The sequence below is a fragment of the Vibrio pelagius genome, from assembly GCF_024347575.1.
Taxonomy (GTDB): domain Bacteria; phylum Pseudomonadota; class Gammaproteobacteria; order Enterobacterales; family Vibrionaceae; genus Vibrio; species Vibrio pelagius.
The window spans coordinates 2,895,520-2,909,273 of the sequence record NZ_AP025503.1 but is presented as its reverse complement, the minus strand read 5'-3'; the positions used below and the strand labels follow the sequence as shown (position 1 = coordinate 2,909,273).

The following is a 13,754-nucleotide window of genomic DNA, read 5'->3' as shown; positions in this document are numbered from 1 at the left end:
AATAAAGCATCCTAAGTTTGCAATTATTGGTTATACAAATGGGGAAGTTAGAAATTTTCTTTTCTGAGAGAACGAAGGTGAAAGTTAATTACAAATTTACGATGTACCTATCAAAACAGCACAAAAGCGACCTCGAGAGGTCGCTTTTGTTCGATAGCACGAGCGATATTGAGTTATCGCGCAAGAACTAGAAACAATATTTATGGATCGATTTACTTAAGATGTTGATGGTTGGATCGATGAAATCGAAGCTTAAAAATTCATCCGGCTGGTGCGCTTGATCAATCGAACCCGGCCCTAGCACCAATGTTGGACATAGTTGTTGTAAGAAAGGCGCTTCAGTACAGTAGTTCACGGTTTGTGACTCGGTTTCACATACCGACTCCATGCCACCAATAAATGGATGATCATGCTGACACTCATATCCCGGAATCGGTTCGTGTAGCGGAGTGATCTCAATTCTGCCCGGCCATTTAGCTTCGACCTCTTTAAGCGCAGCGCGCAGCATATTGTCTAGACCATCCAAACTAATGCCCGGAAGAGGGCGCACATCGTAGTGCAGTTCACAACAACCACAAATGCGGTTGGCGCTGTCTCCGCCGTGGATGTGACCAAGGTTGAGTGTTGGGCTAGGAATCGCGAAGCCTGGGTGGTGGTACTCTTTGATGAGCTTATCGCGTAGCTGCATCAGAGCAAACAGCACTTCATGCATAATCTCAATGGCATTCACGCCTAATGCCGGGTCTGAAGAGTGACCTGATTTACCGGTGACTCGTACCGCATTCGCCACATGACCTTTATGACCACGAATCGGTACTAGGCTGGTTGGTTCACCAATGATGCAGTAATCAGGCTTAAATGGGGCATTGTCGGTAAAGTGACGAGCACCGAGCATGGTGGTCTCTTCATCACAAGTTGCCAGTACGTAGAGAGGCTTAGTCTGCTTACTCCAGTCAATTTTCTTTACTGCTTCATAAATAAAAGCGAAGAAGCCTTTCATATCGGCTGTGCCTAAACCGTAGAAACGGTTGTTGTGTTCTGTCAGTGCATGAGGGTTAAAGTTCCAGCGCCCTTCATCAAACGGAACTGTGTCGCTGTGGCCTGCGAGCAGTAAGCCTCCTTCACCAGAGCCCATCTTTGCCACCATATTATGCTTGCCGGGCTCGACCTCGACGACCTCAACACTAAAGCCTAAGTCTTTAAACCATTGAGCCATCTTCTCAATGACTTTCTCATTACCGTGATCCCAACTCGGATCGGTTGAGCTGATGGAATCGGTGGAAATTAGGCCCTGGTAGACCTCAAGAAAACTGGGTAATTGCATAATATCTTCACTTCTACTATTGACAGAAAAACCATAAGACGGTAAAACACATATTAAATCATATTTAGTGAATAAAAAATCAAATAAAACCAAAAATTAAGTATGATTAGTCAAATTTGAACTGTAACTTACCTCAAGAATGGATGTGTGAGAATGTTGAAAACCACGATCATTGGCGCAAGCGGCTACACAGGAGCGGAACTGGCTCTGATGGTAAACAGACACCCTGAGTTAACGCTATCAGGTTTGTATGTTTCAGCCAACAGTGTAGATGCGGGTAAACCGATTTCTAGTCTGCATGGAAAGTTAGCAGGTCTAATCGATATGCCAGTCGAGCCATTAGTCGACCCAGTTAGTGTAGCGAAAGAGGCGGATGTGGTTTTCTTAGCGACCGCACATGAAGTGAGTCATGACCTAGCGCCGATTTTTTTAGAGAATGGTTGCCAAGTTTTCGACCTGTCAGGCGCGTTCAGAGTTAAGGGTGAAAACTTCTATCAAGATTTTTACGGCTTTGAGCATCAGCATGAACAGTGGCTTGATAGCGCAGCATACGGACTGGCTGAGTGGAATGAAGCTGAAATTAAAGAAGCACAATTGGTGGCGGTCGCAGGTTGTTACCCAACAGCGTCTCAACTAGCCATTAAGCCTTTGGTAGAAAGCAAGCTGTTAGATGAGAACCAATGGCCTGTGATTAACGCAACCAGTGGTGTCAGTGGCGCAGGTCGCAAGGCGAGTATGGTCAATAGCTTTTGTGAAGTGAGCTTGCAGCCTTACGGTGTATTTAACCACCGTCACCAACCTGAAATTGCAGCGCACTTGGGTTGCGACGTTATCTTCACGCCGCATCTAGGAAACTTTAAACGTGGCATTTTAGCGACCATCACCATGAAGTTGGCAGATGGTGTGACTGAAGAGCAGATACAGCAGGCGTTTACTTCTGCTTACCAAGATAAGCCGGCAGTGAGGCTGCTTGAAGAGACATTGCCAAGAATCCAAGACGTTGAACATACTCCTTTCTGTGATTTGGGATGGAAGGTTCAGGGTCAACACATCATCGTTGTTTCAGCGATTGATAACTTGTTGAAGGGTGCATCTAGCCAAGCGATGCAGTGTTTAAATTTACGATATGGCTTTGCGCCATTAACTGCGCTAGTGTAAGGAATTCTCTAATGAGCCAGAATAATCAAGCATTAATCATAAAGTTAGGTGGCGCTGCACTGTCTTGTAGCGAAACGTTGAGCAAGCTTTTCGGGGCTATTTCACAGTACAAACAGCAAGCGCAGCGACCTATCGTCATCGTTCATGGCGGTGGCTATCTGGTTGATGAGCTGATGGGCAAGCTCAATCTTGAGACTGTAAAAAAGCAGGGCTTACGTGTGACGCCTTATGATCAGATTCCTGTGATTGCTGGTGCACTAGCAGGAACAGCGAACAAGCTTCTCCAAGGTCAAGCGATTAAAGATGGCCTCAATGCTGTAGGTCTAAGCCTTGCTGATGGTGGCCTGTGTCAGGTGAGCGAGTTAGACCCTGAATTGGGTGCGGTAGGAAAAGCAGCACCGGGTAATTCTCAGGTTCTGCAGGCCATCCTTGATACGGGGGCGTTGCCAATTATTAGCTCGATCGGCTTGACTGACCAAGGCCAACTAATGAACGTCAATGCAGACCAAGCTGCTGTTGCTGTCGCGGGAGCATTGGATGCAGAACTAGTACTGCTATCAGATGTGAGCGGCGTTCTTGATGGAAAAGGTCACCTTATTCCGACCCTAAGCCAACAACAAGCGGATGAGCTAATTGAAGGCAAAGTCATCACCGACGGCATGATCGTTAAAGTACAAGCGGCACTTGAAGCAGCCAATGACCTTGGCCGTCCGATTGAAGTCGCGACCTGGCGCTACCCAGATAAGCTAGCACAACTATTTTCAGGTAAGAGCATCGGTACTCAGTTTTTACCTCAGTAACATGTTTTTATCTCAGTAGCTTCTGAACTCAGAAAGTGAAGTGAAAGAATTAATTAAGTCGAATGGATAAACCCCGAGGAGCTGACCGCCAAAGTGCAGGCCCGGGAATTTAGGAGAAACTCAAATGAGCAAGGTTAAAGTTAATAAAGTTGTTGTAGCCTATTCTGGCGGTCTAGATACTTCGGTAATCATTCCGTGGTTAAAAGAGAACTACGACTGTGAGGTTGTGGCGTTCGTGGCCGATGTTGGTCAAGGCGCAGAAGAGCTAGAAGGCATTGAAGAGAAAGCGAAAGCGTCTGGTGCGTCTGAGTGTTACATCGCAGACCTAAAAGAAGAGATGGTTGCAGACTACATCTTCCCAACGCTAAAAACCGGTGCTTACTACGAAGGTAAATACCTACTAGGCACATCAATGGCTCGTCCAATTATTGCGAAAGCGCAGGTTGAAGTCGCACGTAAAGTAGGTGCTGACGCGCTATGTCACGGCTGTACAGGTAAAGGTAACGACCAAGTTCGTTTCGAAGGCGCATTCGCTGCACTAGCACCAGACCTACACGTAATTGCACCATGGCGTGAGTGGGATCTTGTGAGCCGTGAAGAGTGTTTAGATTACCTAGCAGAGCGCAACATCCCTTGTACTGCTTCTCTAACTAAGATCTACTCGCGTGACGCGAACGCTTGGCACATTTCTACAGAGGGTGGTGTACTTGAAAATACATGGAATGCGCCAAACGAAGATTGCTGGGCGTGGACGGTAGATCCAGAGCAAGCACCAAACGAATCTGAAACAGTAACGCTTAAAGTTGAAAAGGGTGAAGTGGTCGCAGTAGACGGCGAAGCAATGACGCCATACAACGCACTGGTTTACCTAAATGAAAAAGGCGCGAAGCACGGTGTTGGTCGTATCGATATCGTAGAGAACCGTCTTGTAGGTATGAAGTCTCGTGGTTGTTACGAAACTCCAGGGGGCACGATCATCATGGAAGCACTGCGTGCGGTTGAACAACTAGTGCTAGACAAGGCAGCATTTGAATTCCGTGAAGAGCTAGGTGTTAAAGCTTCTCATCTTGTATACGATGGTCGTTGGTTCACTCCGCTATGTAAGTCAATCCTAGCGGCAACAGAAGAGCTTGCACAAGACGTAAATGGTGAAGTGGTTGTTAAGCTGTACAAAGGTCAGGCAACGGTGACTCAGAAGCGTTCTGACAACAGCCTTTACTCAGAAGAGTTTGCAACCTTTGGTGAAGATGAAGTATACGATCAAAGCCATGCTGAAGGCTTTATCCGCCTTTACTCTCTATCAAGCCGTATCCGTGCTCTAAACAGCCAAAAGTAACGAATACAGTTACTTAAGATACCAGAAAGTTGTTCAAAGCCCACTCGCTATTGGTTTAGCGAGTGGGCTTTTTGTTGAATGATTGAGCATCGGTTTTTACGTTTGGATGGAATATAATCGCATCTTATGGCTATTAGTCGCATTGTTACGGTAACGAAAAATCGTTTCATTCGTTATATTTGAATAAATATGTAAAAATAATGAATTTATACTTTATTTTTAATCTGATTTGCCGTAAGTTTAAACCATTAGAAAAAGACTGAATTTTTATCAGACTTATTATTTGCAAAATACAGTGAGCACTGGGCAATTAGGAGATACGCAATGGCACTATGGGGCGGGAGATTTACCCAAGCAGCAGATACACGGTTTAAAGATTTTAACGATTCACTTCGTTTTGACTACCGCTTGGCTGAGCAAGACATTGTGGGCTCTATTGCCTGGTCAAAAGCTCTACTGTCAGTCAACGTTCTAACTGCAGAAGAGCAGCAAAAGCTTGAGCTTGCGCTGAATGAGCTGAAGTTAGAGGTGATGGAAGATCCTGAGCAAATCCTACGCTCGGATGCAGAAGATATTCATAGCTGGGTTGAGCAGCAACTGATCGGTAAGGTTGGTGACCTTGGTAAGAAGCTGCACACTGGCCGTTCTCGTAACGACCAAGTGGCGACTGACCTCAAACTTTGGTGTCGTCAGCAAGGCCAACAACTGTTGATTGCGCTTGATCGCCTTCAAAGCCAAATGGTGAATGTGGCAGCTCAGCATCAAGGGACCGTGCTACCGGGATACACCCACCTGCAACGTGCACAGCCTGTCACCTTCGCTCACTGGTGTCTGGCATACGTTGAGATGTTCGAACGTGATTATTCGCGTTTGAATGATGCAATTAAGCGTCTTGATACTTGTCCTTTAGGTTCTGGTGCGCTTGCGGGTACTGCATACCCAATGGATCGTGAAGCACTGGCGCATAACTTAGGTTTCCGTCGTGCAACACGTAACTCTCTAGATTCAGTATCTGACCGTGACCATGTGATGGAGCTGATGTCGATTGCTTCTATCTCTATGCTTCATTTGTCACGTCTTGCTGAAGATATGATTTTCTACAACTCTGGTGAATCAAACTTCATCGAGTTAGCAGACACCGTGACATCTGGTTCATCTCTGATGCCGCAGAAGAAAAACCCGGATGCACTAGAGCTTATCCGTGGCAAAACCGGCCGTGTATACGGCTCACTTGCTGGCATGATGATGACGGTGAAAGCTCTACCTTTGGCTTACAACAAAGACATGCAGGAAGATAAAGAGGGTCTGTTTGATGCTCTAGATACTTGGAACGACTGCATGGAAATGGCGGCGCTTTGTTTTGACGGCATCAAGGTTAACGGTGAGCGTACACTAGAAGCGGCCAAGCAAGGTTACGCAAACTCAACAGAGTTGGCTGATTACTTAGTAGCGAAGGGCATTCCTTTCCGTGAAGCGCACCATATCGTCGGTGTAACCGTGGTTGCAGCGATAGCGAAAGGTTGTGCTCTGGAAGAGTTGTCTATCGCAGAGTTGAAAGAGTTCTCAGAGGTGATTGAAGAGGATGTGTACGACATTCTAACCATTGAATCGTGTCTTGAGAAACGTAGTGCTCTGGGGGGCGTATCACCGAAACAGGTGGCTTACGCGGTCGACCAAGCTGAGAAACGTCTCGCGCAGCGTGATACCTCGATTGTTAAGGTGCGTCCCGCACGTTTGACCGATGTTGAAGCGCTAGAAGGCATGGTGGCTTACTGGGCGAACCTGGGTGAAAACCTACCACGCTCACGCAATGAACTCGTGCGCGATATCGGTTCGTTTGCGGTAGCGGAACATCATGGTGAAGTGACAGGCTGTGCATCGCTTTATGTCTATGACTCCGGTCTGGCAGAGATTCGCTCTCTGGGTGTTGAAGCGGGCTGGCAAGGTCAGGGGCAAGGCTCTGCGATTGTTCAACATCTTGTAGAGAAAGCGCGCCAAATGGCAATCAAGAAAGTCTTTGTTCTGACACGTACTCCAGAGTTCTTTATGAAGCATGACTTCTTGCCAACGTCGAAGTCGCTACTGCCAGAAAAAGTGCTTAAAGATTGTGACCAGTGTCCTCGTCAACATGCTTGTGATGAAGTTGCATTGGAAGTAAATCTAGTCGAACAAGTGATTGCTAAGACAAACGTTGCATAACGTGTTGATTTTAAAGTTCTTAGAAAAAAGATAAAAAAAGATCGTTTTTTTGGGAACAAATTATGACCCGTCCTAAATAAGGTTGACACTCCCCAAGCAGAAAATTGGAGAGTGTTATGAAATCAATAACTAGACGAACTCAATGTGATTACTCCCTCGCTTTTAAATTGGATGTTGTTGATCAAGTCGAGCGAGGTGAACTGACTTACAAACAAGCACAAGACAAGTACGGCATACAAGGTTGTTCTACAGTATTAGTGTGGCTCCGAAAGCACGGTCGACTTGATTGGTCTGGGGGCACACCTCGATTCATGAAGAAAGGTTTACCTATGTCTGAATTCAATTCACCACCTACACCAGAGCAACGTATCAAAGAGTTAGAAAAGAAACTCGAGGATACCAAACTGAGGGCCGACTTCTTTGAAGAAGTAGTAAAAGTTATGGAACGAGACCATGGTGTCCGCGTCGTAAAAAAGCACAAAGGTGCGTCGTCCAAGAGCAAAACATAGCTCAGCTCACGGTGACTAGATTTTGCCAAATCATCAATATATCTAGGCAAGCATATTATAAACAGTGTCTTATTGACGATCGTAACAGGCAGCGTGACAAAGCTCTTCTGAGCTTTGTTCGTGAAACTCGCATCAAACAGGCTCGAATAGGAACGAGAAAGCTTAAGTACATGATGGAAAAAGCTGGAATGAAAGTAGGTCGGGATTATCTATTTTCTCTGCTTAAACATCATCGGCTGCTTGTGAAGGTTAAACGTGCTTACCATCGAACAACGGATAGCCATCATAGGTTTTACTGCCACCCAAATAAAATAAAGGATGGCTTTAAGCCCGAAAGACCGGAACAGTTGTGGGTTGCTGATATTACTTACCTTCCAACCTATGAGGGAAACAGTTACGTCAGTCTTATCACTGATGCCTATTCCAGAAAGATCGTCGGATACAGCGTGGATGACAACATGCAGACGAAGGCCGTAAAACAAGCTTTTATAAGAGCTTTGAGAGAACGTCGAAATCAGGAAAGCTTAATCCATCACTCAGATAGAGGCTCACAGTACTGTTCAAAGGAGTACCAAGACTTACACTCTAGGCACAAGATCGTGTGTTCCATGACTGATGGATATGACTGCTATCAAAATGCCTTGGCAGAGAGAGTAAATGGTATTTTGAAAATGGAATACTTGTTGAAGAAACCTAAAGATGTTGCTCAGGCGAGAAAAATGGTCGCCGAGTCAGTAGAAATCTATAATCAGATGAGGCCACATACGGCCTTAAAATACAAAACGCCCGATGAAGTACATCGAGCGTTTTGACTAAAAAGTGTCAACCCATATCAGGACGGGTCATTAAGGGAAGCACGGTCTATTAAAGTACCACTGCTTTTTCTTAGAATTTTCTAAGAAAGCCCTGAAACCGATTGGCTTCAGGGCTTTTTTTATGCCTGCGATTTGCTCTGCGCTATTTTCTAATTATTGGTTTATTTGGATTAGTATCGACTCTGTTTATCTTGCCGACGATCTTTTTCGCTTGCTTCTTCTCGGTAAGATCAACCACTTCATGATCCAGTGGATCATCAGTAAACCACTAAAAGCGCTAGCGGCCATTAAAAGTGCAATTGCATTTATGCTCTTAGGTTGGTCTGAGAAAAACAGCCACCAAGCTCCCCAACTCAGAAGCGATAACACCATAAGTTGGTTCATGCAGCGTTGACATCGCCCGAGCTTATCACGGATTTTTTCGCTTTTATTGCAGTGCTTACATGTCATCTTAGGTCGAATTCGCGTTATGCTAATGGTCTTTGATAATAACACGTCACCCTAGGATTAATCATGGTGACAGCGAGAGAGAAAGTGATGATTGAACGTCAAGAAACAAAACAACGTATGAGTCGCATCGTAAAGCACAACGGTACGATTTATCTATGTGGTCAAGTGTGTGCTGATGCAACACAGGGCATCAAAGAGCAAACTCAGACCATGCTAGACAAGGTAGAAACGCTACTTGAGCAAGCTGGCAGTGACAAAGAGCACATGCTATCAGCAACGATTTATTTGAAAACAATGGATGACTTTCAAGAGATGAACGCAGTATGGGACGCATGGGTTCCAGAAGGTCACGCACCAGCTCGAGCATGTGTAACGGCTGATATGGCTCGTGAAGCGCTATTGGTTGAGATCTCTGTGATTGCCGCAGAGAAGAACAGCAGCTGCTAATCTTGCAAGTCACACAGAGACTCCAGAGATCTATCCTCTATTCTGAATGACGAGTGATAGGTTAAGCTAACCCACAAGTGAGTGGGTTAGCTGGCGGGTCATGATTAACCTAGGAAAGCTTCTAGCTCTTCGCTACCACCGATGTGCTTACCACCGATGAATACTTGAGGAACCGTAGAGCGACCAGAGATAGCACGAAGGCTGACTGTTGTTGCATCTTTACCGAGCACCACTTCTTCGTAGTTTAAACCCTTGTCGATAAGGTTCTGTTTTGCTTTCATGCAAAATGGGCATCCTGGCTTTGTGAATACAGTGATTGACTGTTGTTCTTTGTGCTCTGGCGCAATGTAGTTCAGCATAGTGTCCGCATCAGAAACCTTGAACGGGTCGCCTGGTACGTCTTCTTCGATGAACATCTTCTCTACCACGCCGTTTTTAACCAGCATGCTGTAGCGCCATGAACGTTTACCAAAACCAATGTCGTTCTTCTCAACCAGCATGCCCATACCGTCTGTGAAGTCACCGTTGCCGTCTGGGATGAAGGTGATGTTTTCCGCTTCTTGGTCTGCTTTCCAAGCGTTCATTACGAAAGTGTCATTGACTGAAACACATAGAATGTCATCAACGCCATGATCTTTAAACACCGAGTAAAGTTCGTTGTATCGAGGCAAGTGGCTTGAAGAGCAGGTTGGCGTAAACGCGCCCGGTAAGCTGAATACGATAACCGTTTTGTCTTTGAATAGCTCTTCTGTTGTAACGTTTACCCAGGCATCACCTTGACGAGTAGGGAATGTTACTTGAGGAATTGATTGACCTTCTTTAGATGCAAACATAATGGTTTCCTTAGAGATTATTTTTAATTTGGTTCGTATAAAGCTTAACGCTTTTCTGCGTTCAGTTTCGTCTTGTTAAGCTCATTATTGGATAAATTCTTTGATAGATCTAATCGTTTGATGTTATGGTTTTGATAGGTGTTTTCTATTGAAGTTCTACTTTAGAGAAAATGTGTTCTTAACACTCTAGGTAAGAGACCAATCATGAACATTCGTGACTTTGAATACTTGGTGGCTTTAGCCGAGCATAAACATTTTCGAAAAGCCGCAGAGGCGTGCTTTGTCAGTCAGCCTACTTTGAGCGGCCAGATCCGTAAGCTTGAAGAAGAGATCGGATTACAACTGACTGAACGTAGCCCAAGGAAGGTGATTTTTACTGAGTCTGGCTTGCAGTTAGTGGAGCAGGCGAAGCGTATCTTGAATGAGGTGAAGACCTTTAAAGATATGGCGAGTGGTCATGGTGATGCGATGACAGGGCCTATGCACATCGGCTTCATTCCGACGGTAGGTCCATACATTTTGCCTAAAATAGTTCCTCACTTGAAAGAGCAGTTTCCAGAGCTCGAGTTGTTTCTTCATGAAGCACAAACTCACCAACTTGTGAGCCAATTAGAAGATGGTAAGCTCGATTGTCTGGTGTTAGCTGCAGTCGATGAAACCGCTGCTTTTAAAGAGATCGATGTTTACGATGAACCATTGAGTGTTGCGGTTCCATGTGATCATGAATGGGCGGAACAAGATAGCGTAGATATGCTTCAGCTTAATGGAAAAACCGTGCTCGCACTAGGTGATGGCCACTGTCTGCGTGACCAAGCATTGGGTTTCTGTTTCGCAGCAGGCGCAAGAGACGATGAGCGCTTTAAAGCGACGAGCTTAGAGACTCTACGTAACATGGTAGCGGCAGGTGCGGGAATCACACTGCTGCCTGAACTTTCGTTGCCAGCTGAGAAGAAAAAGGATGGGGTGTGTTACGTACCAGCAGTCAACCCAACGCCTTCTCGTCGCATTGTTGTGGCATACCGACCGGGATCACCACTGCGAGGTCGATTCGAACAGCTCGCAGAGGCCATTCGCTCACAACTGGCAAAATAGGATTTTAGAGCTTTAAAACATTTCAGCGCTTTAAAACCAAAGATAAATAAAAAGAGGGCTGATATTTAAGTATCAGCCCTCTTTCATTACTTGCTTATAGCTGGTTTAAAACAGCTCTTCTTCCGCTTCACCCGATGATGAGTAGATGTTCTCATTAAAACGTTCTCTGATGTACTCGGTAGGTTCGGTGCCTTTTACGAAGTACTCAAACATCGAAGAGCTATCTGACTTGTTCGTTAGGAGACCAGTATCTCTATCGATACGCACACGCACAATATCTTCTGGGATATCTTTACGATGTTCTGGCACATCTTTCAGGGCTAAGTCCATAAAATCGACCCAAGCTGGCTGAGCCGTTTTAGCGCCGGCTTCTGCCCCCGTGATTGGGTTCTTATCTAGGTTGCTGTTGTTTTTTGTGCGACCTAAGTTGCGGTTGTGGTTATCAAAACCGACCCAAACCGTTGCTACAACGCCCGGACCATAACCGCTATACCAGGTATCTTTGGAGTCATTGGTGGTACCGGTTTTGCCACCGATATCGCGACGTTTTAACGGTTGAGCACGCCAACCCGTACCGTTCCAACCCGTACCTTCACGCCAGTTACCGCCACCCCAGATATTGCTGTACATCATTTCACGAACGAGGAATGCAGTTTGTTCCGAGATGACTTGCGGCGCATATTGCGTTTCTGTATCAACATCTTGCTCAGCGAACTCATCAGCGATTGGGTCTGCTTCTAAGTTCGTTTCACAGTCTTCGTGACATACCACTTTTGGTGATGCTTCAAACTCTACATCGCCAAACGGGCTTTCAACGCGACTGATATAGAAAGGTTCAACGTAGTAACCGCCATTGGCAAATACCGAGTAACCTTGTGCTACCTTCATTGGAGTTAAGCTACCAGCACCCAATGCGATGGTTTCAGAACGAGGTACCTCATCAATATCAAAACCAAAGCGAGTTAAGTAGTTACGTGTGTCATCTAAGCCCACTTCACGCAGTACACGTACCGCCATTACGTTTTTCGATTGTGCCAAACCAATGCGAAGACGCGTTGGTCCCACATAGGTTGGTGGAGAGTTCTTTGGACGCCACGCAGTGCCTTGGCTCTTATCCCATTGGTTGATCGGTGCGTCGTTAATCAACGATGCGAGCGTTAAGCCTTTGTCGATGGCTGCTGAGTAGATGAAAGGCTTGATACCTGAACCTACTTGACGAATTGATTGGGTTGCACGGTTAAACTTGCTATGAACAAAGTTAAAACCACCCACCATAGACAGCACAGCGCCATTGTCTGGGTTCATTGCAACAAACGCGGTGTTTGCATTTGGCACTTGACTTAAGCGCCAGTGAGTCGGTGCAATATTTTCTGTTTCGCTGGTTTCTTCACCCTCTTCAGTTGTTGCTTCTTTGCCTGAGATGGTTTCGTTGCGCACCCAGATTTGCTCACCAACAGCCAAGATCTCTTGTGCACTTGATGGCGCAGGCCCTTGGCGGTTATCTGTTAGGAATTTGCGCGCCCAGTTCATGCCTTGCCATTCAATTACACCTTCACCTTGGTTCTTAACCCAAACATGTGCGCTTTGAGTATCCACTTTGGTGACGACCGCTGGCGTTAGATCACCATAGGTTGGTTGAGATTTTAGGTGTTTAACGATCTGCGCTTGATCCCAAGCTGCTTGTTCGGTTTGCCACAACACTTGTTCTGCACCACGATAGCCGTGTCGCTCGTCATAGTTAAGAAGGTTCGTGATAGCGGCGCGGTTTGCCGCATCTTGCAAGGTTGAATCAACGGTCGTGTAGACCTTCATACCCGATGTATAAGCGTCCTCACCGTAGTGCTCAACCATCCAAGCACGAGCGACTTCTGCGACATAAGGTGCACTCAATTCAATCTCTGCACCGTGGTATTTTGATACTAGCTCTTCTGCGCGCGCTTCATCGTACTCTTCTTGAGTGATGTATTTCTCATCCAGCATTCGACTTAAAACCACATTGCGGCGATTGGTCGCACGCTCTAGTGAGTAGATAGGGTTCATCGTTGATGGAGCTTTTGGCATACCAGCCAACGTTGCGATTTCACTTAGAGTCAAATCCTGAAGATCTTTACCAAAGTAAACACGAGCAGCTGCACCGAAGCCATAAGAGCGGTGACCTAAGAAGATCTTGTTTACGTACAGCTCCATGATCTCTTCTTTGCTTAATAGTTGTTCAATGTGGATCGCAATGAAGATCTCTTTAATCTTACGCATGATCTTTTTCTCGTTAGATAAAAAGAAGTTACGCGCAAGCTGCTGGGTAATAGTACTCGCCCCTTGCTTTGCTGAACCTGACATAGCAACAACAATTGCGGCACGAGTGATGCCAATTGGGTCGATGCCTGGGTGGTCGTAGAAGCGGCTATCTTCGGTAGCGATAAGTGCTTCAACTAGGTGACGGGGAATTTCGTCGTAGCTGACAGGGTTACGTCGCTTTTCACCAAATTGAGAGATCAATTTGCCGTCTTGACTGAAGACTTGCATTGGCGTTTGAAGCTCAACATCACGTAGCGTCGCGACGTCTGGCAATTCTGGTTTTACGTAGTAATAAAAACCAAAAATTGTACTGACTCCAAGAATCATGCAAACCAATGTAAATATGAATAATCGCTTTATGAACTTCACCGGATAATCCCTGATTAGTTAAGGCTGATAAGCAGCAAACCCTTGTACTCTAGACTAAAAACTTAGCTTTCGTTTATTAACGCTTATTTAACCAATAATCACAACCCTTATATAAGCAACGAAATGC

11 protein-coding genes are annotated in these 13,754 nt (G+C 45.7%); 7 read left to right on the top strand and 4 right to left on the bottom strand.

The features are described from left to right. Positions 1 to 187: 187 nt before the first annotated feature. The gene (argE, locus tag vsple_RS12955) at positions 188 to 1,324 is read right to left on the bottom strand and encodes an acetylornithine deacetylase (RefSeq protein WP_255229741.1); all 1,137 of its coding nucleotides are present in this window, start codon (positions 1,322 to 1,324) and stop codon (positions 188 to 190) included. A 153-nt stretch (positions 1,325 to 1,477) separates the two neighbouring features. On the opposite strand from argE, the gene argC reads away from it, so the two are divergent. From argC to vsple_RS12930, 5 genes are all read left to right on the top strand, one after another. Continuing rightward, positions 1,478 to 2,482, top strand: coding sequence for an N-acetyl-gamma-glutamyl-phosphate reductase (gene argC / locus vsple_RS12950; protein WP_261882190.1), 1,005 nt, complete (start codon positions 1,478 to 1,480; stop codon positions 2,480 to 2,482). A gap of 11 nt (positions 2,483 to 2,493) precedes the next feature. After that, positions 2,494 to 3,282 (top strand): acetylglutamate kinase, encoded by a 789-nt coding sequence (gene argB, locus vsple_RS12945; protein ID WP_261882189.1) that lies wholly within the window; start codon positions 2,494 to 2,496, stop codon positions 3,280 to 3,282. A 124-nt stretch (positions 3,283 to 3,406) separates the two neighbouring features. Then, positions 3,407 to 4,618 carry an argininosuccinate synthase gene (locus vsple_RS12940; protein WP_255229744.1) on the top strand — a complete coding sequence of 404 codons (1,212 nt, stop codon included), beginning with the start codon at positions 3,407 to 3,409 and terminating at the stop codon, positions 4,616 to 4,618. 324 nt (positions 4,619 to 4,942) lie between these two features. Continuing rightward, the gene (gene argH, locus vsple_RS12935; RefSeq protein ID WP_255229745.1) at positions 4,943 to 6,817 is read left to right on the top strand and encodes an argininosuccinate lyase; all 1,875 of its coding nucleotides are present in this window, start codon (positions 4,943 to 4,945) and stop codon (positions 6,815 to 6,817) included. A 116-nt stretch (positions 6,818 to 6,933) separates the two neighbouring features. Beyond that, positions 6,934 to 8,138, top strand: a protein-coding gene (locus tag vsple_RS12930) for an IS3 family transposase (protein WP_261881532.1) whose coding sequence is annotated in 2 segments (ribosomal slippage) — positions 6,934 to 7,303 and positions 7,303 to 8,138 — 1,206 coding nt in all. Because the reading frame shifts where the segments join, the coding sequence is not laid out codon by codon here. A gap of 189 nt (positions 8,139 to 8,327) precedes the next feature. Here vsple_RS12930 and vsple_RS12925 read toward each other — a convergent pair. After that, on the bottom strand, positions 8,328 to 8,591 hold the full coding sequence (locus vsple_RS12925; RefSeq protein ID WP_261882188.1) for a DUF3624 domain-containing protein: 264 nt from the start codon (positions 8,589 to 8,591) through the stop codon (positions 8,328 to 8,330). Positions 8,592 to 8,678: 87 nt separating this feature from the next. Here vsple_RS12925 and vsple_RS12920 point away from each other — a divergent pair, with 87 nt between their 5' ends. Further along, the gene (locus tag vsple_RS12920) at positions 8,679 to 9,038 is read left to right on the top strand and encodes a RidA family protein (protein ID WP_255231788.1); all 360 of its coding nucleotides are present in this window, start codon (positions 8,679 to 8,681) and stop codon (positions 9,036 to 9,038) included. A 104-nt stretch (positions 9,039 to 9,142) separates the two neighbouring features. On the opposite strand, the gene vsple_RS12915 is transcribed toward vsple_RS12920, so the two are convergent. Next, positions 9,143 to 9,871: a glutathione peroxidase gene (locus vsple_RS12915; RefSeq protein ID WP_255229748.1), complete on the bottom strand. Its 729-nt coding sequence runs from the start codon at positions 9,869 to 9,871 to the stop codon at positions 9,143 to 9,145. A 204-nt stretch (positions 9,872 to 10,075) separates the two neighbouring features. Here vsple_RS12915 and oxyR point away from each other — a divergent pair, with 204 nt between their 5' ends. Continuing rightward, entirely contained in the window at positions 10,076 to 10,963 is an 888-nt protein-coding gene (gene oxyR, locus vsple_RS12910) for a DNA-binding transcriptional regulator OxyR (protein ID WP_255229749.1), read from the top strand. Between the two features lie 105 nt (positions 10,964 to 11,068). On the opposite strand, the gene vsple_RS12905 is transcribed toward oxyR, so the two are convergent. Then, entirely contained in the window at positions 11,069 to 13,627 is a 2,559-nt protein-coding gene (locus tag vsple_RS12905) for a penicillin-binding protein 1A (RefSeq protein WP_261882187.1), read from the bottom strand. Between the last annotated feature and the right edge of the window lie 127 nt (positions 13,628 to 13,754).